Source organism: Rahnella woolbedingensis (assembly GCF_003602095.1).
Classification (GTDB): Bacteria; Pseudomonadota; Gammaproteobacteria; order Enterobacterales; family Enterobacteriaceae; genus Rahnella; species Rahnella woolbedingensis.
The window spans coordinates 1-23,417 of record NZ_RAHH01000026.1 but is presented as its reverse complement, the minus strand read 5'-3'; the positions used below and the strand labels follow the sequence as shown (position 1 = coordinate 23,417).

The following is a 23,417-nucleotide window of genomic DNA, read 5'->3' as shown; positions in this document are numbered from 1 at the left end:
AAGTCGTTAAACTGCTAAACAGGCAAAGGTTTGCTTTTTTCTGATGTGCTAACGTGCTTGAACTCACTGACGTCCGGAAGATGATAATGACTGATACCCTTCAATCACGTAAGCAGGCCGTACAAGAAGAAGACAGCAGACCTTTACTCATCAAAATTGTGCCGGTTACTGGCCAGCATCATCGCTGGTTGTATCTGGGAAATGGCCCTGCGGCGCAGGATGCTTATTTACTGCATCAGCACAATATTACCTCCGCCCTGAATACGGCTGTGAATTTACAGCTCGGCAATCTGGCCTTACCTGACAGCACCTGGCTGCGGCGAACGCAAATCGGGTTGATTGATGGCGCGGGGAATACCGTCAGTCATCTGCTGTCAGCCGTTCTGGCACTCGATGGTTTACTGGGGCAGGCCAGTCCGGGAAAAGTCAGTTATCCGCCACATCGCGCCGCTAATGTGCTGGTGCATTGTCGTGGCGGGCGCAGCCGTTCTGTGGCGGTCCTGGCGCTGTATCTGTATTTCACTCAGTCCGAACGTTTTCCTACACCTCAGGCAGCGCTGGCATTTTTACGTGAATTGCGTGGTCTGGACGAGACGTATCCTTGCGAACCGCTGATGACGCTCATCCGTCAGGTGGCTGAATTGCCAGTCAAAAGCTGGTTTGGCAGGATAGCTGCCTCCTGAACGGCATGCCGGTGATTGCAGGTTTGACGTCATTTACTAATGACGAAAGCAAACCGTTGATGTTAGCTTGCACGGAAACTGCCAGAAAGAGGCCATTTAGCATTCCATGAATAATCCCACTACAACCGCCAAGCAGCTGGAAGTTCAGCGCATTGTCGACGTTTTATCAAAAGCCATCGCCCGGCACCGCCTGCGCCCCGGAACACGTCTGGTTGAATCACAACTCGTTGAGGCACTCAGCGCCAACCGTAATCATGTTCAGGTCGCCTTACAGCGCCTGGCGTTACAGCGTATTGTTACCATTGAACCTAACCGCGGCGCGATGGTGGCTCAGCCAACTGCGAAAGAGGCGCGGGAAGTCTTTATTGCCCGCCGCGCGATTGAGCGTGCGATCGTTGAATGTATCGGTCCGGACGTCATCCGCCGTCATCGCCATCGGATCACCACCCATTTGCGCGGTGAGCGTGAAGCGGTCCAATCTGAAGACCGCCGCGCCGTGGTGCGGGAATTAAGTGAGTTTCATCTGATACTGGGCGAAATTTCAGGTAACGAAGTGCTCAGTGAAATTTTGTCGAATCTGATGGTGCGCAGTTCTTTGATTGTCGCGCTGTATCAGCGCAATGAAGTCCCTTCATGCCAGTGTGATGAGCATCAGGCAATCATTGATGCGCTCGAAGCCGGGGACAACACCCAGGCAGCAGAAATCATGCAGGAACATCTCGACGATCTGGAAGGGGTGTTGGATCTTGATGATGACGGCGCAGGGGAAGTGAATTTACGTCAGGTGTTGTCTGATTTATAACGCCGCAAAGGCAGGGTGCCCGTCAGTGAACCGCCGACGGGCAATGACATATTACGATGATTTCAAATCGCGCAGCTGCGCACGGTCATTGTAGAAACGCTTATAAGACAGATAACCGGCGATAATTGTCGATAAACTGGCCGTCGCCAGCAGCATAAATGTCACCATAATCTGATACTTGATGGCTTTTACCGGATCGATACCGGCAAATATCAGCCCGGACATCATGCCCGGCAAACTGACAATGCCCACCGTTTTAGCCGCATCGACCGTCGGGATCATCGCCGCACGAATACTGTCACGAATAATCCGTCCTGAAGCCATTTTTACCGGCGCACCGAGGCTCAGCATTTCGAGGATCTTTTGCTGATTATCGAGAAAACGCTGGTTCAGATTGCTGTAGCACAAACCTACCGCCACCATGGCGTTACCGGCAATCATTCCCGAAATCGGGATAACCTGCATGGGCAGAAACTCAATCGAACCGCTCAGGATCAGAACAGAAAGCGTCAGCGCAGTGCCGACCGTAATGGCAATAAACGAAATGATAAAACCGTTATCAATATTGCGGCTGCGTTTTTTGGCGTTCAGCGCGGCATTCACGCAGATGAACAGCACCATCAGTACCGTTAACAGGCTGTTATTGATGTCAAAAATGTATTTGAGCACATAGCCGACAATCACTAACTGAACGACGGCGCGGGCCACGCTCCAGATAATGTCTTTTTCGAGGCCGAGTTTTTCTTTTTTGCTGACGAGCAGGGCAACGACCACCAGGATCAGCGCGAGAGCCAGAGACTGGTTGGTAATATTATGCTGATTCATGAGCCGCGCTTCCTTGTGAATGACGGGTCAGGGTGACGACATGTTTCGCGTGGCGGATTTCATTCTGGTCATGGCTAACCCACAACACGGCGATCCGCTCCTTGTCTGCCAGGCTTGCGATGATCTCATTGATGTTTGTCTTATTTTCTTCATCCAGTGCGCTGGTGATCTCATCGAGCAGCAGTACATCCGGCAAAAATTGCAGATTACGCAGCAGGGCGACGCGCTGCTTTTCTCCACCGGAAAGCTCCTGCGTGCGTTTGGTCAGCATGTCTTCGGATAAATTCACCCGTTTGAGCCAGTCGCGAAGCTTGGCGTCATCAGGCTTTTTATTGCGGATCTGATAAGGCAGGGCGAGATTGTCATACACCGTTTCGCCGAACAGCGACGGCGTCTGGAAACAGTAAGAAACGCGCTGGCGGTAAGTTTCCGGCAAAATCTGCGAGATATCCTCACCTTTAAACCACAGCTTTCCGCCAGTCGGGGTTTGCAGCGAAGCAATGATCTTCAGCAACGTACTTTTGCCGCTGCCCGAAGGTCCGGTTAGCAGCGTGAATTCACCCGGATTGAGGGTGAGGGAAACAGGTTCAAGAAGTGGAATATTGTTGAGCGTAAAAGAGACGTCTTGCAGACGAAGGAGGTCAGTCGAGGTGGTCACGCCGGGAGGTCCTTGGTAACGGGAGAGTTTTTACTCCTCCTGCTTCGCAGCGGGAGGAGTAAAGAATATTACTGAGCCGGAACTGGCGCCGGAGCCGGAGTCACTGGCGTTTCCTGTTCAGGCGTCGGGGCTGGCGCTGCTGGCCCGCCCAGAATGCCGAACAGACCTGCAAATTCCTGCAACGTCATTTTCTGGCCGTTCAGGTCAACCTGATTGTCAGCGTAATGGAAGCTGCTGGAAATGGTGTCATCTTTCACGGTGGTCAGTTTAAACATCTGACCCATCGCGGCAATTCCCTGAACCTGCTGCTGAGCCAGTTTCGCGGCATCGTCGGCGTTATAACCTTCAATCTGTGCAACCTGAGTGGTCACCTGAGTGGCCATCGGCAGAGGGATAGTCAGTTTAGCGTCAACTTTATTCACCAACTGAGAAAGCATCTGGTCTTGCGATTGTGCCGGTGTTGCCGCCGGGTCTTTCAGATCCAGTTGCAGATTGAAGCTGCTTTCGCCTTTGCTGTTTTTCCAGCTCAGTGGAGCTACGCTGATAGACGGATTGCCTTTAAGCAGTAATGGCAGGTTCGTCAGCAGTAAATCCGCAGCCTGTTGCTGATAAGCAGCAGGATCCAGTTCACCTTGTTTCATCAGCAATTCACGTGACTGCTGATTGTAGTTGTCAGCGAACTGTTTCAGCGCAGCGCCATCCAGCTTATCCAGCTTCAGGGTCAGTTTTGCAGACCCGAAATCCTGGCCCTGAACTTTCAGTGCATCGATGGTGTAATCCTGCTGACCGCCAATGTTATTGCCGTTTTCAGAGAATTTGCTCACCAGCTTGAAGTTGTCCAGGGAACCGGCGTCTTTACCGTCAACGTTCACCAGAATTTGCTTTACGGTCAGATTCTGATCGCCCACGCCCACCTGGAATTTACCCTGATGGGTATCGCTGTCCATGCTAAAACCGGCCAGAGTCACTTTCTCAAGCTGCCCCCACTGATTTTTAGACGTCAGCGCAATGCTGTCTGTATTGGCATCAAGCTTCATGGCGGTCAGTTCTTTATCGACATCCACATTGATGGTACCGCCAGAGAAGGCCAGCTGGGTTTCTTCTTTCTGGTACGTCACCGGAATGATGTCAATGGCTGATGCACTCGCGCCGCTGTAGGAAACGCGGGTGTCGATGGTGACCAGGGATTTGCCTTTGGTGACATCAAACAGGCCTTTGACTGTCGGCGTGTTTTGCAGTTCAGAATGAACAGACGCCATGCTTGGGATCAGGTTGAATTTTTTCAGCTGAGCGGCAGGGAAAGGACCGTGATCGATGGTTTCGTTAAAGGCAATTTCGTCGCCGGTTTTCAGCACACTGCTGCCTGCGGTGGCAGCGGCAGCGTCTGGGCGCAGAACAATACGCATTTTGCTGCTGAACAGCCCGCGCTGGTAATCTTCATAGCTGAGTTTCAAACCGGCTTTCGGATAAGCGTTTTGCAGCTGGCTGTTGGCATTGGCGACCTGCTCATCCATATGCTGCTCAATCATTTTACCCGTGGACCACGAGACGCCTGTCCAGGCCGCGCCAAGGACTACAATGACGCTTACAGCGACTAATGACTTCTTCATATCTCTGTTTATCCTTATGAAATATCCCGAAAATAAAAAACGCCTTACGGCGTTATTAGTCTTCTCAGTGTAGCTGAATCAGCAAAAAAATCATCAAAATGGGGCAGTTAGCCCCGTTTTGTTTAGGCTTTGGATCATTTCGCGAGTGTATTGAACACCCGTGCAATGCGACCATTACCGCTGACCGTAACCGGAGATTCACCGGCTGACAAATAACAGGACTCGCCGGGGTTGAGCACCAGCGTTTCGTCATCTTTTGCCAGAATGCTCTGGCCTTCAATGCAAAAAACGATAGCCGCGCTGTCCTGTTCCAGCGTTTGCGGTTCTGCTGCAAGGCTGTGAATAGAAAACGCAAAATCTTCGACAGGAATAGGGAAGTTGAGTTCCGCGCCTTTTACAACCGGCGTGGTCAGTAATTCAGCTGCCGGTTTCGCGTTGAATTTCAGATTGGCCAGTAATTCAGCAATATCGATATATTTCGGCGTCAGACCGGCACGCAGAACGTTATCGGAATTCGCCATGACTTCCAGAGAAACGCCTTTCAGATAAGCGTGCGGGGTTTCGGCGTACAGGAACATGCCTTCACCCGGTTGCAGGGTGATAACGTTCAGCAGCAGCGGGGAAAACAGGCCGCTGTCATCAGGATAAAATTCAGCAATGCTGCGGATTGTGTCCCACGGCTCTCCGTGTTGCTCATCGAGCACGGACTTCAGAACGTCCAGCGCACGAGGTTTTTCTTCACCTTCAAGGCTCAGGAGACCGGCAAACAGGGTACGCAGATGGTCAACATCCGGGAAATTCAGGAAGCTGGCAATCAGCTGATGCGCGCCTGCAACAGGTTGCAGTAAAGAGACGATGTCGCGCAACTCGCGAAAACCGTTCATCGCCTGGAAAGGCGTAAGAGCATAAACCAGCTCAGGCTTGTGATTCAGATCTTTATAATTACGCTCGGGGGCGTCGAGAGGAATTCCGGCGGCGTTTTCTTTCGCGAAACCAACCTCAGCGGCACCTTTACTTGGGTGAACCTGAATGGAAAGCGGCTGATCTGCGCAAAGCACTTTAAACAGGAAGGGTAACTCGCCAAAACGTTTAGCGACTTTAGTCCCTAACTGGCCAATAAGATCGGCGCTGATTTGGTCGCGAAGTGAGACGGTCTGGCCGCTGGCGTTCTCAACCTGAGAACTGCTTTTAGGATGAGCCCCCATCCACAATTCGGCCATCGGGCGGTCTTGCGGATCGGTAATACCGTAGAGTTTGGTCAGCGCGTCTTTACTGCCCCAGGCGTAATTTTGTACACCGTTATGCATCTTTTGCATTGCTTCATCCTGAATAGAAAATATTGCCGCCTAGTAAACAATGCCAAAGCAGGCATTACAACTACGAAGCACCAAAAAGTGCCATGGGTGTATATTTTCGGAATGGAGAACGAATCGAATTATACGCCCGCCTTATAAGTCACTATAATTAACGGGCCGCCAACGGATGCGTGGGAGCGCGCGCGGCAATCAAGAACCTGCTAAAAAATCTGATTTATTATCGCAATAAGCATCAAAGGAGACAGTAATGGCAGCAACACGCATTGAAAAAGACTCAATGGGGCCAATTGATGTTCCGGCAGATAAACTTTGGGGCGCACAGACGCAACGTTCCCTGGAGCATTTTCGTATTTCTTCTGAAAAAATGCCTGAGGCGCTGATCCACGCGCTGGCTCTGACCAAACGCGCGGCGGCCAGCGTGAATATGGATTTAGGTTTGCTGCCGGCAGAGCGCGGAAACGCCATTGTAGCTGCCGCAGATGAAGTGCTTGCCGGTCAGCATCCGGCTGAATTCCCGCTGGCTATCTGGCAGACCGGTTCCGGCACCCAGACCAATATGAACATGAATGAAGTGCTGGCGAACCGTGCCAGTGAAATTCTCGGTGGCGAGCGGGGCGAAGCGCGCAAAGTTCACCCGAATGATGACGTGAACAAGAGCCAAAGTTCTAACGATGTCTTCCCGACCGCGATGCACGTCGCTGCCGTGATCGAACTGCGTGAAACGCTGCTCCCGGAGCTGAAAGTGCTGCACAAAACGCTGGCCGCCAAAGCGGATGCGTTTCGCGATATCGTTAAAATTGGTCGTACTCATTTACAGGACGCCACGCCTCTGACGCTGGGTCAGGAAATCTCTGGCTGGGTAGCGATGCTGGCACACAATTTAACGCACATTGAAAACAGCATTCCGCACATTGCTGAGCTGGCATTGGGCGGTACTGCCGTCGGTACCGGGCTGAACACACATCCGGAATATGCGGTGCGCGTGGCAAAAGCGCTGGCGGAACTGACTCAACAGCCGTTTGTGACGTCGCCGAATAAATTCGAAGCGCTGGCTACCTGCGATGCGCTGGTTCACGGTCACGGGGCACTGAAAGGTCTGGCTGCTTCGCTGATGAAAATCGCCAATGATGTGCGCTGGTTATCTTCCGGGCCGCGCTGCGGCATTGGCGAAATTTCTATCCCTGAAAACGAGCCGGGCAGTTCCATCATGCCGGGCAAAGTGAACCCGACGCAGTGCGAAGCCATGACCATGCTGTGCGCGCAGGTGCTGGGTAACGACGTGGCGGTGAATATCGGCGGGGCTTCCGGCAACTTTGAACTGAACGTCTTCCGCCCGCTGGTGATTCATAACTTCCTGCAATCCGTGCGCCTGCTGGCCGACGGAATGCGTGGTTTTAACGAGCACTGCGCAGTGGGTATTGAACCTGTCCGCGACCGTATCACTCAGTTGCTGAATGAATCGCTGATGCTGGTGACGGCGCTGAATACGCATATCGGTTATGACAAAGCGGCCGAAATCGCCAAGAAAGCCCATAAAGAAGGGCTGACGCTGAAGGGTTCTGCCCTCAAACTCGGTTATCTGACTGAAGAACAGTTTGATGAATGGGTGCGTCCGGAAGCGATGGTTGGCAGTATGAAAGCGTAAGGTTTTACCCTAACGCAAAGCAAACGAGGTCCGGTTTCCCGGACCTTTTTTATGGCCGCTGTCAGTGGGTTAAAGCGGATAGTCGGTGTACAAATGCAGGCGTTTGATCAGCAGACTCAGCGGCTGCGATTGTGGTTTGTACTTATGCTTAATGGTCGTGACGTCGTAATCGTGTAGTTCACCTAACTTGGGTACCTGCATCATCGCAGAGCGCAGACATAGCGCAATCAGCGGCAACGGGCAGGGATGTTGCACCTGTTTCTGGCTGTTCCGATACCATACGCGGGCGATGGGCTGCACTTTCACCGGACGTTTAAATTTCAGCGCCGCATGCTCAGGCAGACGCTTCACATCGCTCATCTCACGGTTAATATTTTCCATCCACTGCTCACGTGTATAAGGCGAAACAGCGCGCCCGGCATTCAGGCTTTTCTCCAGTTGAGCCAGCACTTCGTCACGTGTCACGTTCTTAATAATATGCTTATTCGCCCAGCCAAAGCGCACAGAATCCGGATCGTTCAGATAGGTCACGCAACGGTAGGCGTTAAGCGTAATCAGACCGCGAAGATGGGTATGCACAAATTCGAACCGCTGCTCGCGGGCCAGACCGGATTCCACGGTGACAATATGTTCCAGCTCGGCCTTCAGTTTGTTCACTTCTTCAATAAGAAGCAGGGCTGACTGATGCTCAGCTGGGTCAACGGCATAGCACAACACACCGGGCAAACGGACAGCCGATTTGCTGCTGACATTCTCGTTATTATGATGGATAAACAGGCGCTGAAAATGCTGTAACGCCAGTTGCTGCGCGGCCTCGCCGGTGTGAGGTGTGACGATGATTTTGTCTGCAGGGTTATGTTCTTCACCTTTAACAACCTCGGGAAGCGCAAAGACCCGCGCCTGCAATAATTCCAGCTGACTCAGGAAATGCCCCAGATCCTGCAACGCCAGTTCCAGTTCATTAAAACAACCGTTCATCCGGGCAATTAAATCATAATCCGCCATGCTTCCTCCAGTTAGTTACAACATACACTATAGGGCATAATGATAAATAGTGCACACATGAACTACAGGGAAATCATCAGATAAGGTGTTTACAAGGCTTAACAGGCGGGAAAGAAAGTTTACCACGTCAGGATGGCGGTCAGGTTAGAATAAATGACATACCTGCTGAAAGAGTTCGCTATGACTGACCTTATCCGTTGTCCCTGGGGCACAAATGACCCGATGATGATTGATTACCACGATCATGAATGGGGTAAGCCTGTGCGCGACAGCAGGGCACTTTGGGAAAAACTGATGCTCGACGGCTTTCAGGCCGGGCTATCCTGGCGGATTGTACTAAAAAAACGCGACGCGCTGCGGCTGGCTTTTTGCCAGTTCGAACCAGAGAAAGTCGCCAGATTCACGGAAGATGACATCGAAAGGCTGGTAAATAACGCCGAAATTATCCGTTCCCGTATCAAAATTACGGCTGTGATTAATAACGCCCGCGCGTATCTTGCGATGCAGCAGGCTGGTGAGGATTTCGGTGAATGGATTTGGGCCCAAATCGGAGGAAAGGCGATTCAGCACGTTGGACCTGTTCCGTCCAAAGATGCGCTTTCCGAACGTATTTCAAAAGATCTCAAAAAGCGTGGGTTTAAGTTTGTGGGACCGACGATTGTCTATGCCTGGCTGGAAGCTACCGGTCTGATTAACACCCATCATCCGGAATGTTTCCGCCGCGCGCAGGTGGCGAAATAAGCCTGATTTTACAGGTTTTTTTCTGTTTGTTATCTTAACGAATATGATACTTTTGATATTGTGACGGTGTCACCGATAACTGCCGCACAAATGCCCGTCGCAGGATATCGACGCCTGAAAATCCGCACTCAGCGGCAATTTGTTTGATAGCCAGCTCGCCAGATTCCAGCAACTGCCGGGCATGAAATACCCGCTGCTGTTCAAGCCATTCCGCGGGGGACTGCCGGAGTTCCTGATTAAATAATCGGGTGAGATGTCGCGGGCTGATGCCCATATGTAAGGCCAGACTTTGCACATTATGCGGATGATTCAGGGAATTCATCACCCAGCGTTGCACATCCTGCAACGCTGATCTGCCGCTCAGTGAGGCCTGACCGTGACGGCTGAACTGCATTTGTCCACCGGGACGTTTAAAGAACATCACCAGTTGCGCGGCAACATCCAGCGCCGTTTCCCGCCCGAGATCTTCCTCAACCATATTCAGCGCTAAATCGAGACCGGACGTTACACCGGCTGCTGTCCGTAACGGCCCGTCGGCAATGAATATGGCATCAGCTTCGACTTTTACCCGCGGATAATCTTCACTCAGTTTGCCAGCCACAGACCAGTGCGTGGTCACGCGGCGACCATCGAGCAATCCCGCCGAAGCGAGCAGCAGGGCGCCGCTGCATACTGAACCAAAACGTTTCGCCTGCTGACTCCACCTGTGGATACCTTCTCTTAACGGCGGGTCGGCTAAATGCTCATCCAGCTGTGGCGCACCGGCGACCAGGAATGTGTCTATCGCGTCCGGCAAAGGCGAGTGCAGCGAAAGGTCTGCCACCATTCTTGCACCGGAAGACGTAGTGATCACCGCCTGATCGCCGGTCGCCATAATACTCAGTTTATAAATTTCACGACCGCGTTGCTGATTGGCTTCAGCGAATACGTCCAGCGGGCCGGAAACATCGAGCAACTGTACGCCGGGGACGGCGAGAATGATGATGTGTTTGGGCATTGAGGCGTTTCCTGTCGCAGAATGACTTTTTGTCTTATATCGTCATATTGCGACGATTGATGACATTTATCCTGCCGTTTATTCTTGCTTCATACAACCCAGCAGGAGAAATATTATGAGTCTGAAGATCCGTGGTATCCGCATTCCTGACAGTAAAATGGCCCGTGAAGCAACAGAACTGGTCCGTGATACTGAGTCCGATTTACTGTTCCATCATTCAAGTCGTGTTTATTACTGGGCCGCACTGGCCGGGCAACAACGTGAGTTAAAAGTGGATCCTGAGCTGCTTTATATCGGCTGTATGTTCCACGATATGGGGCTGACTCATGAACATTGCAGTTGCGACAAACGCTTTGAAGTAGACGGTGCGAATGCTGCGCGGCAGTTCATGCAACAGCACGGGGTCGGCACGCAGGACATTGATAAAGTATGGACCGCGATAGCCTTACATACCACGCCGGGCATTCCCGAATTTATGGATCCGGTTATTGCACTGGTGACCGCCGGCGTGGAAATGGACGTGCTGGGCATTAACTATCAGGGCTATGAAGATGAAGTGCGTAACGCGGTTGTCGGTGCGCATCCGCGGACACCTGCGTTTAAGGAAGATATTATTCAGGCGTTTTATGACGGGATAAAAGACAAGCCGCAGACAACTTTCGGCAACGTGAAGGCGGATGTTATCGCGAACAAAGAGCCCGGTTTTATCAAAGGCAATTTCTGTTCAGTGATCCGTAACTCGCGCTGGCAGGGTTGAATTCAAAGAAGAAAAGGGCGCACCGGTTTATTCACGGCGCGCCCATTTTGTCACGAATGACATCAGATGAGCCGGAACTCAATCATAAACAGTTCTCTGAGGCCCGGATAAATTTCGCTAATGACATCCTTTAACTGCTCAAGCGTCATGTTTTCCTGCGCAGCATGTGTTTCATTCAGGTTGTCGAACATGACCGGCGTCACCGCAATCACCTCGATATTGCAGAAAAATACATCATCTTCATAACGACTGACTCGCACCTTATCACCGGCTGAAACGTTTGCGTCGCTGGCTTCGCGCAACGTGATGGTTTTGCGTCCGGCAAGAATATCGTTTTCAAATCTGCCGTAAAAAGTGATGTTTTTCATAGGGTTTCCATTAAGAGAAGAAAAGGTGTCGGTGATTTTAGAATGACGTCTCATCATCCCAGTTGAACTGAGGCCAGTCAGGTGATTGCCAAATCCATTGCCGGTGGTTCATTGAGATTCCTGTGAGCCAATTAGCGACTTTATTCGGCTCATTATACGAGCCGAATAGTAATTATAAACGGCTCATTTCAGAGCAGGATACCGCAGGAACCCCCAGCAGCATCTCCTTAATCAGCCGATCCTGCAGCGTCAGGTTGGCACGCTCGACGCGCCCCTTAGCCTGGCTGCTATTAGCACATAAATAAATGGATGGGTGTAGCTTAAGGTAAGTTTTGGATTCCTCTCACATTTAAAATATGTAAAAATATTCTCAACTAATTTTCATAATGTGTATTATGCAGAGGTGCCCAGATCACCGTGAATACCAAATAAAGTGGAAACATCCAGATAGAGCGATGAAGCTGGAGAATTATTCTTGGGGTTTCGTAAACTTAACGAATTTATTCATTAAAATTAGGCATGTCCTTTGCCTGTGAATTTATCGGTGTACCCGAGGTTAATTCATTTGATGAGTGAATAGATTGGACTTGAATAATAAAAATAAACGATATTTTGGAGGTGAAATTAAAGGTGATCAACATTTAGAACTATTGACATTTATATCATCAAATAGTTAATATCACCACGCCGAACTTGATGTAATTAATGTATGTAAAAGGATGTTTCTATGATTAAATTAAACATGACTGAAGCAAAAAAAATTGTCGGTGGCGATACCAGAACTGTTTACAAATGGCAATCAGTGGTGGGTACATGTCATGCCTATTACGAAGAGTTAGATAAACATGGTAAAGTTACAAAAAATACGGACGTAGGTCTTGTAAGTAAGAGCTACTGCGGTCATTAATGTAAACTGGTTTTAATAGACTTAATAGTCTGGTGTGTGAAGTAGTAATAGTATTCACCAGTCTATTATCTAAATGAATTTAGAAATGATGCTAAAGGAGTCCTGCAAATAGTAGTCTTTATAACAAACTTGGGGTTGGCATGCGATATTTCGTTGTTAGTTCTTATATTACCTTGAAATGTTTTTACGATGATGCCTTCAGAAAAATAAATATTATTGATAAGTTTATTCGTGAAAAATCAACTCCCCGCACTATTAATTTAAGAATATTATTTGCCATTCTACACTTGCAGCGCTTTTTAAAACTGACGGGTAAAAATAAAAATAAATGCGCCGATGTTGCCGGTGAAAATATTCGGTGTCTGTTAGGTCAGAAAAGAAAGATAAATTTCGTTTGGTTGACACAGCGTCGTGAAGCCCTAGATTACGCCGCAACATTTGGCCGGGACGAGAAGATCATGGCACAACTGGACGATTGTGCGGCTCAGCTGAATAACATAGTGAAGCCTTTACATGATATCGGTTCACCCGTTGTGTTAGCGCCTATGCATATGGTCTCAGATATTCTTTCTGGCATCGTTGCCGGAAAGGCGTATCCGGGTAATGGTACCGTTATTGTTTCCGCAAATGCAGAGGCATATCAGTCCGAAGACCGCCGCAGGGGCGGTGTCAATCTGACTTACTGCTCAATACACGGAAACAATGAAGGGATTGCAGAAAATATTATGTCAGCTTGCCTGAGCGCAGCTAAACATGACACGAATATTATTATCTTCCCCGACATTGTCCCGGAATATACATATAAGACTGGAGCAACTTTTTCTTCGAAAGTAAATTGCACTATGTTTGGGAGAAAAGCGAGTTTGCACAGTGGTGTGTTCAGACTTGCGAAAGTAATTTCAGCGCAAGTTATTTTCTTTTATCTTTATTACGAAGACGGGATAAAAATTCACATCCATCCTCCAATGGATAAAAAGGAAGCATCCACCAGTATGCCTGGGCTGATTGAGAGTGCCATCAGGGAACATCCCCAAGACTGGTTGTTATGGCACCTTCATTCCTTATATTTTATTAATCACTAAGTTAAAAGATTGGATATGAATAATTCTATTCCTGCAATGGTATTTCAAAGTGAAATCAATGAGTGTGGGCTTGCTTGCATTGCAATGCTTGCAGAAACTCAGGGTGTTGAAATATCATTGGCCAGTTTACGCGAAAAACACCCTATTTCAGTACATGGAACATCGCTTGATAAGCTCAGTGATATCCTGACGGAATTAAACATTCCAACGTATCCAGTATTATTTGACTTTGATGAACTCAATGCGCTTCCTTTACCCTGTATTCTGCATTATGGCGCGGGTCACTATGTGATATTGGCCTATCGCAAAGGCCGCCATGTTTGCGTTATGAACCCTGGTGTTGGCCAGCAATTTTTGTCTATTGATGCACTTAAACGAGACATCAGTGGTTACGCGCTTGTCATTGATGAAGAAATCACAACGCATCGCCCAAACGAAAAAAATAAATCAAGGGGGAGTTCATTTTTCTCCTGCATGAGTTTACGTCAAACCGCGAAAGTCAGAGGCATTTATACTCTGATGACGCTGACGCTATTAATATCCTTAACACTTTTTGTTATGCCAGTGATGGTCAGCCAGGCGATAAACAATGTTTACACGTCTGCCGGGCAGCAAGATTTCCCTTATGGACTTTTCTTGCTGGTCTTTGTGATTTCCACCGCGCTTGCATTATCTGTCCGTTGGGTAACTGAAAGACATATTAAACATTTTTCTTTTTTGAACAGTACTTCGGGTTTCTCCCGCCTGCTAAACAATCCGCTTCGTTTTTTTGAACGTCGTGCACCAGGAGACATATTTAGCCGTTTTACGGCATGGGAAGCTGCAGCCGGACGAAAAATTGAGCTGGATAATAGTTTAAGAACTGACTGGCTCGTTGGCTTGCTGGCATTTAGCGTTCTGGGTTATATGAATCTTTCGCTCGCATTAGTCTCTTTTGCCGGGGTAACGGCCATGGGGTTAGTCAGTGTTTGGGCAATTTATCGTGACCGTTTTTACACTCAAACGCTGCAAATAAGAACCGCAGAGCAGAATGAATTCATCCTGGAAACACTCCAGGGCTTTAACACAATCAAATCCTCCGGACTGGTGGAACTACGCAAAAAAGGATTTGCGAAGTTAACGTATTCATTATTTAGCTGTGTACGCGATAAGAATGTTTATGAACAGGTGAAGAACAGCATTTACCAGTTGGTAGGAAGTCTAGAAATGGTGTTTTTTATGCTGCTGGCTTTACCATTGCTTAAAGATGGTCGGCTTTCTTTGGGGGATTTCTTTGCCTATAGTTTTGTTCGACAAATATTTTCGTCTTATATCACTAAGATATTTTTTTCCGTTATCCAGAAGAATCAGCTTCAGGTCATTGATAACCGAGCAGAAGATATCTTTCCCTCCGCAGGCGATCAGGTTAGCAAACCCGAAGCCAGTATAGCAGTTACTGCATTCAATCATTCTCTGGAATACAGAAACCTTTCTTTCCGTTACGACAGTGTGGATACGACGCTGCAAAATGTTTCGCTTTGTATTCCTAAGGGACAAATGCTGGCAATCACAGGAAATTCGGGGGCAGGTAAAAGTACCCTAATAAAAGTGATGTCCGGTGGACTGAACCCTGAATCAGGGGAGATCCAGGCTGATGGCGTTTCAGTGACCGCTTCTGCAATCAGTTCGCTTTTTTATTTATTATCCCAGGACGATATTCTTTTTAATGCTTCCGTTGCAGAAAATATAAGTCTTTTTGATCCAAATTTTGACAGAAGCAAGCTTGAATATATGTCTGAATTGCTAAAGGCATTAGATATGGGAGATATAGTGGACAAACTCCCCGGAGGAATGATGGCGAAGATCCGCGAAAGTTACACTGGACTTTCGCTTGGGCAACGCCAGCGCTTATTGCTTGCTCGAGCTATGTACAGTAACCGACCCGTAGTTGTTCTGGATGAGCCTACCGCGAATCTCGATGACGACACCGCATTTACCGTTGCTAATGCTTTGATATCGCATTGCCGCAACGAAGGTAAAACACTGATCGTGGTGACCCATAATACGGCTATTTTGCCTTTGTTTGACCATGCCTGCTGTATTGAACAGGGTAGGTTAGTCCGCCGTTCTCCTGCGCTATCAGATATGAACCCGTTATGAAAAAGAAATCGGTCGTTATATGGAGCCTGGTTATTCTGTTTACCGTATCTGCTACAGCTTACTTTATTGTTAACCAACAACATCATTCATCACCGGCAGGGGTTCTTGCAAAAATTACCCGTGGTGATATCCAAACGACGGTCATTACCACCGGGACATTAAAACCTATTCGCCAGGTCAGTATTGGTGCGCAGGTGAATGGTCAATTAAAAAAGCTCTACGTACACCAGGGCGACAAAGTAAAGAAAGGGCAACTGCTCGCTGAAATAGATCCCATTTTGCAACAAAACGAATTGCGCAAATCAGAGGCAGAACTTGCAAGCGCGCGTGCGCAATTGCGGTCATCACAAGTGCTGCTTAAACAGTATCAGCTTGCTTTGCGTCGTCAGAAAGTGATGTTGAGGGAAGGCTCTGGAGTAGCAAGTGACTTAGAAGAAGCACAGTCCCTATTTGATTCTCAACTCGAACAGCTGGAAATGAATAAGGCACAGATAGTCCAATCCGAAATGGCGGTGGAAACAGCCAAAGCAAATGTAGGTTATACGAGACTTGTTGCCCCAATAGAGGGTGAAGTCCTGGGTGTCGTAACTCAGGAAGGGCAAACGATCGTTTCCTCGCAAACTGCCCCGACCATTATGGTTCTGGCTGATCTTAGCGTTATGCATATACAGACCCGTATTTCGGAAGCAGACATCCTTAAGGTCAAATCAGGCCAACCTCTGTCATTCTATGTCCTCGCCCAACCATCACGTCTCTATAACAGCGTGATGGGCGAAATTCAAAATGCCCCAGATGGGGTGCTTAATAATACCAATGAAATATCCAATAACTCACAGCAGGCTTTGGCTATTTACTACAGTGGTGTTTTTGAGATAACCAATACTGAGCGCTTGCTGAAAACCTCCATGACTGCGCAAGTTTCGATTGTAGTGAATGATGTGAAAAACGTTCTGCGCATCCCACTTTCTGCGTTACAGGAAAGAGATGCACAAGGGCGCTATTACGTAACACTCATTGACGGAAAGCAGAGGATTTCCCGTGAAATTGAAATTGGTGCGCACAATAACGTTTTTGCTGAAGTGAAATCGGGGCTTGTGGAAGGCCAAAGTGTTGAGATCCCACCTTTAGCTCTTGAGACTGCCATCGATGGCTAATCTGACAGCGTTCCGCCTCGTGGATGTGAATCGTACCTTCATTTCGGGTGATCTTGCGGTGCATGTGCTTAAGAACATTTCGCTCGAGATAAAGCAGGGCGAAATGGTCGCCATTATGGGCCCTTCAGGCTCGGGGAAATCATCGCTGATGAACCTGCTTGGCTGTTTAGATCAGCCGAGCAGCGGAAAGATTTATGTGGCAGGTATAGAGACTACCGGAGCCAGCAGCAATCAGCTCGCGTCGCTGCGCAGCCAGCATATAGGTTTTATTTTTCAACGGTATCACCTTATGCCCTATCTCAACGCACAAGATAATGTCGCAGTGCCTGCGCGTTATACGTCGATGGATAAAATAGAGCAAATTGAACGTTCCAGCAGCTTACTGATCCGTCTTGGGCTTGAAAAAAAAATATTCCATAAACCCTCGCAATTATCTGGTGGGCAGCAACAGCGCGTCAGTATTGCACGGGCTTTAATGAACGGGGCTGATATTATTCTTGCCGATGAACCGACAGGGGCATTGGATGCTGCGAGTGGAAAAGAAGTGATGGCAATATTACATAGCCTTCATGAGGCGGGTCATACCATCATTCTGGTCACGCACGATCCGCTTATTGCCAATCAGGCAGGACGTATCCTTGAGATCGATGATGGCCAAATTGTCGCTGACCATGCCGCCAGCTCGACAAATGACTTTTATCAACACACATCACTGTTACACATTACCACCAGCACCGAGCGTCCCGGACTCTTTCAAAGCCTGAAAGATGCTATTTCTATGGCCTGGCAGGCGTTGCGTGGACATCGCGCTCGCGCATTACTCTCAATGCTTGGCATGATTATTGGTGTTGTTTCCATCATCGTGTCAATGGCTGTGGGTAATGGTGCAAAGCAAAAAATTCTTCATGATATAAGCGATCTAGGCTTGAAATCGCTGTCTATACACCCCGGCATTGGGTGGAGCGATATCCGTCCTGATTTAGCCTTCAGTCTTTCAGTACGTGATGCAGAAATGCTGCAACGTCAAGATTTCACTAAAAATATTTCACCTGTTGTTAATACTTCTGTCGAGGCATTGGCGAACGGGCAAAATGTTTTTCTCGAGTTGCACGGTGTCGATCAGGGCTATTTTGCTATTCATCGAATGGTCTTAGTGATGGGCAGGCATTTTAACGCAGGTGACCTGGCAGAGAGAGCTGCCGGGTTAGTGATCGACACCCAAACAGCAAAGAGTTTATTTCCTCATAACGGCCATCCAGTCGGCGAAATTATTCAACTTCGTGGTGTGCCATTTGTCATTATCGGCGTGATGGAAATTAATGGGGTAGCCCCCAGCAGGAGTGGTTTGCAGGGATGGATCCCCTTCACGACGATGCAGGATCGCCTGGAAGGGCCGGTTGCTCTTAACTTGATTGAGTTACAACTCAACGATGGGCTGGCAATGGAATCTTCTCAACAGCGAGTTGAGCATCTGTTGGACATCGCCCATGGCCGCCGTGATTTCTTCATTCAGAGCGATGACATGATGTTAAGCGCGGTGAAAAAAACCTCGGATTCTTTAACCCTCCTGGTGGCCACTATCGCAGGGATCTCACTCATCGTCGGTGGCATAGGCGTGATGAATATCATGCTGGTTTCCGTCAAAGAAAGAACCCACGAAATTGGTATACGGTTAGCTGTGGGTGCCAGGGAGCACGATATTTTGCGGCAGTTTCTGGTGGAATCTGTGGTGATTTGCCTGATGGGCTCGCTGATCGGAATTGTGCTTGCCATCGTTGCAGGCTGCACATTCGCATTATGCACGAATAAATTCCCCCTCGTTTTCACGATGCCTCCGATTTTATTCTCCTGCTGTTTCTCCGGCCTGATTGGACTTGGATTCGGTTTCTTCCCTGCGCGGAACGCCGCTCGTTTAAATCCGACGGAGGCTCTGACTCGAGAATGAGGATCCTACAAGTAACATTTATCGCCCTTGCATTAACGGCGTGTGGCTCATTAGTTAAAGCCGACTATAAGCGTCCAGAATTAACTCTTCCGATGCAGTGGAGTACACAGGAGACAGGTTCAGCGTGGTTAGCAAGCTCAGGTCACTGGTGGACTGTATTTGGCGATCCTCAATTAACGCACGCCATTGATGACGTTCTTACGCGAAATAACGATTTAGCTATTGCTGGATTCAGACTGCAACAAGCCCGGCTGGACAGCAATCTTTCGGATACCAATCTCACCCCGGATGTCAGCGTCTCTGGCAGTGCGAATAACACCAAAAATATCCGGCATCATACTGATTCCGTTGAAGGCTATAGCGCTTCCGTGAGTTTGAGTTATGAGCTTGATCTGTGGGGGAAATTGGCACGTATGCGCGAACAGTCTGCCTGGCAGGCTGAGGCAACGGCGTTAGAGCGCCAGAATACTGCTCTGACCCTCATTGGTACTACTGCCCAGTACTATTGGCAAATAGCCGGAATAAATCAAAAAATTGATAATTCTCAGCGCAGCCTGGCGATCGCCGAAGAAACCAAAGTTGTCACGACATCACGATTCACCGCAGGCGCGGTAAGTCAGCTGGATGTATTGCAAGCCACCCAGTCAGTGTTGGAACAAGAAAATAATCTGAAGGATTTATTCCAACAGCGCGAGGAGATACGCAATTCTCTTGCGATTTTGTTCAACAGACCTCCCTCAATGCGACTGCCAGAGCGTGATGGTTTGGATTTAACACAAACCATCGAATTGAAGATGAGTCTGCCAGTTGAGGTTATCCGCCGCAGGCCAGATGTGCACTCGGCAGAATCGGAACTACGCGCCGTGCTTGCAGGTTCTGATGTCGCCGCATTGAGCTTTTATCCCACCGTGTCTTTAAGCGCCGTGTTAAGTGCAGGCAGCAGTGTATTTAGTCAATGGTTTTCCGAACCAGACAGAGTCATTGGTAGCAGCCTGGTCCTGCCATTTGTGGAATGGAACAAGGTACAACTGACCATCGCACGCTCAAAACTTGATGTAAAAACCGCAGCCTCTACCTTCCAGCAAAAGGTGTATTCAGCACTTTCTGATGTCGAAAAATCGCTTACACAGCGGCAGAAATGGTCGCAGCAGAGGGAGAATACGTTGATCTCTCTGACGTTAAGCCAGCAACGGCTAAAACTGGCAAAAAGTCAGTATCTCGCTGGCGCGCAACCCATTGAAATCTGGCTGGATGCACAGAATAACCTCCTGACCGTTGAAAATCAGTTATCTGATATTCAGAACAATTACCTCAACTCTACGATGCAACTCTGGCTCGCTATTGGTGGAGAAGAGATCCCCGAATGACCCTCTTTCTAAGGACGTTAACTCATGAATAATAAAACACTGCCACGGCGAGTCGTCATAACGGGTTATGGCGCGATTACCCCACTCGGCTTAACCGCGCAAGAGAGCTGGGATGCAATCATGGATTATCGGATCGGTTACCGTTTTATTGATAAGCATCCTGCGGGAATCAAATCACGTTTTTATGGCCTGGTTGATGAAAATCTGGATTTGAAATTTTTGCCGGCGGTACTTCGTCGTCGCCTGCCTCGTTTTGCTCATCTGGCAATGGTCTCTGCTCGTGAAGCGATGAGCATGGCTTTTGGCGAAAAAGCCCCTACAGAATTTTATGATCCGCTCAAATGTGGAGCCATCATAGGAACCGGTTGGGGTGGGCTGGACGAAACCTTTAAATTTCATGAGCAATATAAAGCCACGGGAATGGGTTCTCCTTTTGCCTGTTTCTTTTCGATGCCCAGTATTGCCACAGCCGCCTGCAGCCAGTTTTGGGGACTGCGGGGTTATCAAAATTCGCCCGTAGCCGCCTGCGCCACTGGCACCATGGCGATCGGCGATGCCTTTGAGGCCATCCGTAGTGGGCGAGCTGATATGATGCTATCCGGTAGTGCAGAATCGCTGCGCAGTGATTCCGCCATCTGGAATATTGATGTATTAAAAGCACTCACCCGTGAAGAACATGACATCACGAAAGCCAGCTGTCCTTTTAGTCTTGAGCGCAATGGGTTTGTCCTGTCAGAAGGCGCTGCCACTGTTTGCCTTGAAGAGCGGGAATCTGCGTTAAGGCGAGGTGCAGTGATTTTAGGGGAAATAAGCGGCTACGGTAACTTTTCTGATGCTGTAGATTTCACCGCACCGGCTGAAGATAAGTTGGCACGGATAAACACTATTCATGCGGCGCTCACACAGGCAGGTTTAAGAGCTCAGGATATTGATTACATCAATGCTCATGGCACCTCTACAGAGCTTAATGACCGTAATGAAACAGAGTCGATCAAAATGGCATTGGGCGATGAAGCCTATTCGATACCCGTGTCGAGTACGAAAGGGTATTCCGGGCATCTTATTGCAGCTGCGGGTAGCTTTGAAACGATTATCTGTCTGCAGACCTTAAAGCACCAAAGGCTTCCTTCTACTTGCCATCTGCGAGTGCCTGACCCGATATGTGATTTGGATTTTATTACAGAAGGTCATCGTGAAAAACCTGTGTTCCATACTATGAACCTGAGTTTTGGTTTCGGGGGGGCGAACGCTGCCTTGATCATTAGCCGGGGTGAAATGTGACACTGATATACACCCTGGAACATGCTCATGAATGGGGAGAATTTTCCGGCGATTATAACCCCATTCATTTTGATGTTAACAAAGCGAAAGCAATGGGAATCGAGGGCCTGACCGTGCACGGCATGCGTGCCTTGCTGGATATGAAAAAGAGTCAGGACATTCCTTCTGATACTGCGGATTATTATCGCTTCAACGCCCGTTTACGCAATCCAATAAAATGCCATACGGAATATAAGATTGTTAAAACCAACAATCAATGTCAACTCATTGAAAATGAGACGGGTTCATGTTGTTTTTCAGCGAGATTGGAGCGAATTTTGCCTCCCATTGAACAGGTGACAACTAAGAATTCGACCCTCTCTGCGGATGAACTTTTGAATATAAGGAAGGAATATCCTTTTATGAAAAATGTTTGCGAATGGTCTTTTCTTGATTCGGTACTCTTTCGTTTGATCGTTAAATCGCCTGAAATATTCGAGGAAATAAAAATTAAATTACCCGATCTTCATGCCGGGACGCTGACAGACATTTTTCGGGAAATGCCTGTTGTTCAGACACATCATGAGATTGTATTTAGTCGTCGATTCCTCTTATCTTCGCCGGGCTCAAACAACTTCCATTATGGGATGTTACCGCTTTTGGTAGTGGGGGATTATAAACAGGGATTGGTGGTGCGTATTGCTATGCAAGGGCATTACTTCAACCATTCATATATAACAACGGCCATTACGTTGAAATTAAAACCAATGGCTCTTTCTTGATAATAGGAACTTATTATGACAAACAACGTTTACCCAATTGTGTGCGAAATGCTATGTGATGCAAAAGATCTGACTCAAGACATGCTTACACCTGAAATGCCCCTTCATCATTTGAAACTCGATAGCCTGGATTATGTTGAGTTAATGGTGCTGGTTAAGCGAGAGTTTGATCTGACATTAAGCGCGGATATGTTCGTTAATAATCCCAACCTGACATTGGGTGAAATGTGTAAAGCATTGGAAGAACAAAAGGCATAAATGATGCAAAAGAAATGGATTTTGGTTACGGGGGGAAGCCGGGGAATTGGTGCTGCTTTAGTTCAATATCTCGCACGAGAATACGATGTCGTATTTACCTGGAAAGATCAGCAATCACGGGCCGAATCTCTCCTCAATGAGTGCAGAGCTCTTAGTCTCAATGTCAGCGGATATCGTTGTGACGGAAGCAAACCGACAGAAGTGAAGGCTCTTGCGCAACAGCTTCTCACGGAATATGGCGCACCCTTCGGTATTATTCATAATGCCGGTATTACACGCGATGCGTTACATTTTAAGCAAGACATAAACGATTGGGAGACTTTAATAGGTACAAACCTCAATGCGGTATTTTATTGGAATCAGCAGTTACTGCCTTCTATGATGGAGCAGGGGAGCGGGAGTATTGTGATGATATCCTCTGTCTCTGCGTTGAAAGGAAATATCGGGCAGGTTGCTTATTCAGCTTCTAAAGCGGGTATGCTAGGAATGGCTCGTTCGCTGGCCCGCGAAGTCGCCCGTTTTAATATTCGAGTAAACTGTGTATTACCTGGGCTGATTGAAACTGAGATGACCACGCAAATGTCAGACCACGAACAAAAAGCATTGAAAAGCAATATTCCTCTGCGGCGCCTGGGGCGTGCTGATGAGGTCGCGCAGGCAACGGCCTATTTGATAGGTGAAGCAAGCAGTTACATGACCGGCCAGTCTTTAGTCCTCGATGGAGGAATGTCGGCCTGACGTTCGAGCCTGGCATGTAACACTTCAATTTTTTGACCGGCGATACGCGTAACATTCGAGAAGACGACGGCAGTGACGGTCGGTAATGTTGAGCCGCAGCGCGGCCAGACGCGTAGTCAGCCGGTTATCGACAACGTCCTGCAAAATCTGCAGGCGATTAACTTCATTCATCGTGAAAAACTCCGAACCGTATGCCGCATCAGTCGTGTCCTCAGAGGATAAAATACCCGGAACAACGACAACAAAGCGGACATTTGAAATTAGCCATAAGCGGACATCTCAATTTAGCTACTACATACGCTGTCTATCCCAGTTTAAAATGTCACCCTCAGTTCCAAAGTTAAAATGTCACCTTTATGTCTGACAATGTCAGAAAGA

The 23,417-nt window shown here is 48.4% G+C and carries 23 protein-coding genes; 15 read left to right on the top strand and 8 right to left on the bottom strand.

Features of this window, described 5'->3' with window-relative positions; translation table 11 throughout:
- The first annotated feature begins 86 nt into the window (after window positions 1-86).
- Window positions 87-683 carry a dual specificity protein phosphatase family protein gene (locus D6C13_RS19450; RefSeq protein ID WP_244212724.1) on the top strand — a complete coding sequence of 199 codons (597 nt, stop codon included), beginning with the start codon at window positions 87-89 and terminating at the stop codon, window positions 681-683.
- A gap of 106 nt (window positions 684-789) precedes the next feature.
- Complete coding sequence (locus D6C13_RS19445) at window positions 790-1,485, top strand: GntR family transcriptional regulator (RefSeq protein ID WP_120134316.1); 696 nt, start codon at window positions 790-792, stop codon at window positions 1,483-1,485.
- A gap of 51 nt (window positions 1,486-1,536) precedes the next feature.
- Here the strand turns inward: D6C13_RS19445 and fetB are convergent, their stop codons facing one another.
- The 4 genes from fetB to manA all read right to left on the bottom strand — a co-directional run bounded on the left by fetB (window position 1,537) and on the right by manA (window position 5,894).
- A complete protein-coding gene (gene fetB, locus D6C13_RS19440) occupies window positions 1,537-2,310 on the bottom strand; it encodes an iron efflux ABC transporter permease subunit FetB (protein ID WP_120134315.1) in 774 nt (257 codons plus the stop codon).
- The gene (gene fetA / locus D6C13_RS19435) at window positions 2,297-2,968 is read right to left on the bottom strand and encodes an iron efflux ABC transporter ATP-binding subunit FetA (protein WP_120134314.1); all 672 of its coding nucleotides are present in this window, start codon (window positions 2,966-2,968) and stop codon (window positions 2,297-2,299) included. Before fetA ends, fetB begins: the two co-directional genes overlap by 14 nt.
- Window positions 2,969-3,036: 68 nt before the next feature.
- Complete coding sequence (locus D6C13_RS19430; RefSeq protein ID WP_120134313.1) at window positions 3,037-4,578, bottom strand: YdgA family protein; 1,542 nt, start codon at window positions 4,576-4,578, stop codon at window positions 3,037-3,039.
- Window positions 4,579-4,712: 134 nt separating this feature from the next.
- On the bottom strand, window positions 4,713-5,894 hold the full coding sequence (gene manA, locus D6C13_RS19425) for a mannose-6-phosphate isomerase (protein ID WP_120134312.1): 1,182 nt from the start codon (window positions 5,892-5,894) through the stop codon (window positions 4,713-4,715).
- 247 nt (window positions 5,895-6,141) lie between these two features.
- Here manA and fumC point away from each other — a divergent pair, with 247 nt between their 5' ends.
- On the top strand, window positions 6,142-7,539 hold the full coding sequence (fumC, locus tag D6C13_RS19420) for a class II fumarate hydratase (protein WP_120134311.1): 1,398 nt from the start codon (window positions 6,142-6,144) through the stop codon (window positions 7,537-7,539).
- Window positions 7,540-7,608: 69 nt separating this feature from the next.
- Here fumC and tus read toward each other — a convergent pair whose 3' ends face one another.
- On the bottom strand, window positions 7,609-8,544 hold the full coding sequence (gene tus, locus D6C13_RS19415; protein WP_120134310.1) for a DNA replication terminus site-binding protein: 936 nt from the start codon (window positions 8,542-8,544) through the stop codon (window positions 7,609-7,611).
- A gap of 180 nt (window positions 8,545-8,724) precedes the next feature.
- On the opposite strand from tus, the gene D6C13_RS19410 reads away from it, so the two are divergent.
- Complete coding sequence (locus D6C13_RS19410) at window positions 8,725-9,285, top strand: DNA-3-methyladenine glycosylase I (RefSeq protein WP_120134365.1); 561 nt, start codon at window positions 8,725-8,727, stop codon at window positions 9,283-9,285.
- A gap of 34 nt (window positions 9,286-9,319) precedes the next feature.
- Here the strand turns inward: D6C13_RS19410 and D6C13_RS19405 are convergent, their stop codons facing one another.
- Complete coding sequence (locus D6C13_RS19405) at window positions 9,320-10,282, bottom strand: GlxA family transcriptional regulator (protein WP_120134309.1); 963 nt, start codon at window positions 10,280-10,282, stop codon at window positions 9,320-9,322.
- Between the two features lie 115 nt (window positions 10,283-10,397).
- Between D6C13_RS19405 and D6C13_RS19400 the strand changes: the two genes are divergently transcribed.
- The gene (locus D6C13_RS19400) at window positions 10,398-11,039 is read left to right on the top strand and encodes an HD domain-containing protein (RefSeq protein WP_120134308.1); all 642 of its coding nucleotides are present in this window, start codon (window positions 10,398-10,400) and stop codon (window positions 11,037-11,039) included.
- A gap of 62 nt (window positions 11,040-11,101) precedes the next feature.
- On the opposite strand, the gene yqfB is transcribed toward D6C13_RS19400, so the two are convergent.
- The gene (gene yqfB / locus D6C13_RS19395; protein ID WP_120134307.1) at window positions 11,102-11,407 is read right to left on the bottom strand and encodes a N(4)-acetylcytidine aminohydrolase; all 306 of its coding nucleotides are present in this window, start codon (window positions 11,405-11,407) and stop codon (window positions 11,102-11,104) included.
- A gap of 727 nt (window positions 11,408-12,134) precedes the next feature.
- On the opposite strand from yqfB, the gene D6C13_RS19390 reads away from it, so the two are divergent.
- The 10 genes from D6C13_RS19390 to fabG all read left to right on the top strand — a co-directional run bounded on the left by D6C13_RS19390 (window position 12,135) and on the right by fabG (window position 23,039).
- The gene (locus tag D6C13_RS19390) at window positions 12,135-12,314 is read left to right on the top strand and encodes a hypothetical protein (RefSeq protein WP_120134306.1); all 180 of its coding nucleotides are present in this window, start codon (window positions 12,135-12,137) and stop codon (window positions 12,312-12,314) included.
- Window positions 12,315-12,454: 140 nt separating this feature from the next.
- Window positions 12,455-13,396 carry an LpxL/LpxP family acyltransferase gene (locus D6C13_RS19385; protein ID WP_120134305.1) on the top strand — a complete coding sequence of 314 codons (942 nt, stop codon included), beginning with the start codon at window positions 12,455-12,457 and terminating at the stop codon, window positions 13,394-13,396.
- Window positions 13,397-13,411: 15 nt separating this feature from the next.
- Window positions 13,412-15,535, top strand: coding sequence for a peptidase domain-containing ABC transporter (locus tag D6C13_RS19380; RefSeq protein WP_120134304.1), 2,124 nt, complete (start codon window positions 13,412-13,414; stop codon window positions 15,533-15,535).
- Window positions 15,532-16,689 carry an efflux RND transporter periplasmic adaptor subunit gene (locus D6C13_RS19375; RefSeq protein ID WP_120134303.1) on the top strand — a complete coding sequence of 386 codons (1,158 nt, stop codon included), beginning with the start codon at window positions 15,532-15,534 and terminating at the stop codon, window positions 16,687-16,689. Before D6C13_RS19380 ends, D6C13_RS19375 begins: the two co-directional genes overlap by 4 nt.
- Window positions 16,682-18,634 (top strand): ABC transporter permease, encoded by a 1,953-nt coding sequence (locus D6C13_RS19370; RefSeq protein ID WP_120134302.1) that lies wholly within the window; start codon window positions 16,682-16,684, stop codon window positions 18,632-18,634. The genes D6C13_RS19375 and D6C13_RS19370 overlap by 8 nt, the downstream gene beginning before the upstream one ends.
- Window positions 18,631-20,001: an efflux transporter outer membrane subunit gene (locus tag D6C13_RS19365; protein WP_120134301.1), complete on the top strand. Its 1,371-nt coding sequence runs from the start codon at window positions 18,631-18,633 to the stop codon at window positions 19,999-20,001. Before D6C13_RS19370 ends, D6C13_RS19365 begins: the two co-directional genes overlap by 4 nt.
- Before the next feature lie 24 nt (window positions 20,002-20,025).
- The gene (locus D6C13_RS19360; protein WP_120134300.1) at window positions 20,026-21,282 is read left to right on the top strand and encodes a beta-ketoacyl-[acyl-carrier-protein] synthase family protein; all 1,257 of its coding nucleotides are present in this window, start codon (window positions 20,026-20,028) and stop codon (window positions 21,280-21,282) included.
- Window positions 21,279-22,043, top strand: coding sequence for a hotdog family protein (locus tag D6C13_RS19355; RefSeq protein ID WP_120134299.1), 765 nt, complete (start codon window positions 21,279-21,281; stop codon window positions 22,041-22,043). Before D6C13_RS19360 ends, D6C13_RS19355 begins: the two co-directional genes overlap by 4 nt.
- Before the next feature lie 15 nt (window positions 22,044-22,058).
- Window positions 22,059-22,301: an acyl carrier protein gene (locus D6C13_RS19350; RefSeq protein ID WP_112167911.1), complete on the top strand. Its 243-nt coding sequence runs from the start codon at window positions 22,059-22,061 to the stop codon at window positions 22,299-22,301.
- A gap of 3 nt (window positions 22,302-22,304) precedes the next feature.
- Window positions 22,305-23,039, top strand: coding sequence for a 3-oxoacyl-ACP reductase FabG (gene fabG / locus D6C13_RS19345; protein ID WP_120134364.1), 735 nt, complete (start codon window positions 22,305-22,307; stop codon window positions 23,037-23,039).
- Window positions 23,040-23,063: 24 nt separating this feature from the next.
- Here the strand turns inward: fabG and D6C13_RS25670 are convergent, their stop codons facing one another.
- Complete coding sequence (locus D6C13_RS25670) at window positions 23,064-23,210, bottom strand: hypothetical protein (protein WP_167458053.1); 147 nt, start codon at window positions 23,208-23,210, stop codon at window positions 23,064-23,066.
- Window positions 23,211-23,417: the final 207 nt, after the last annotated feature.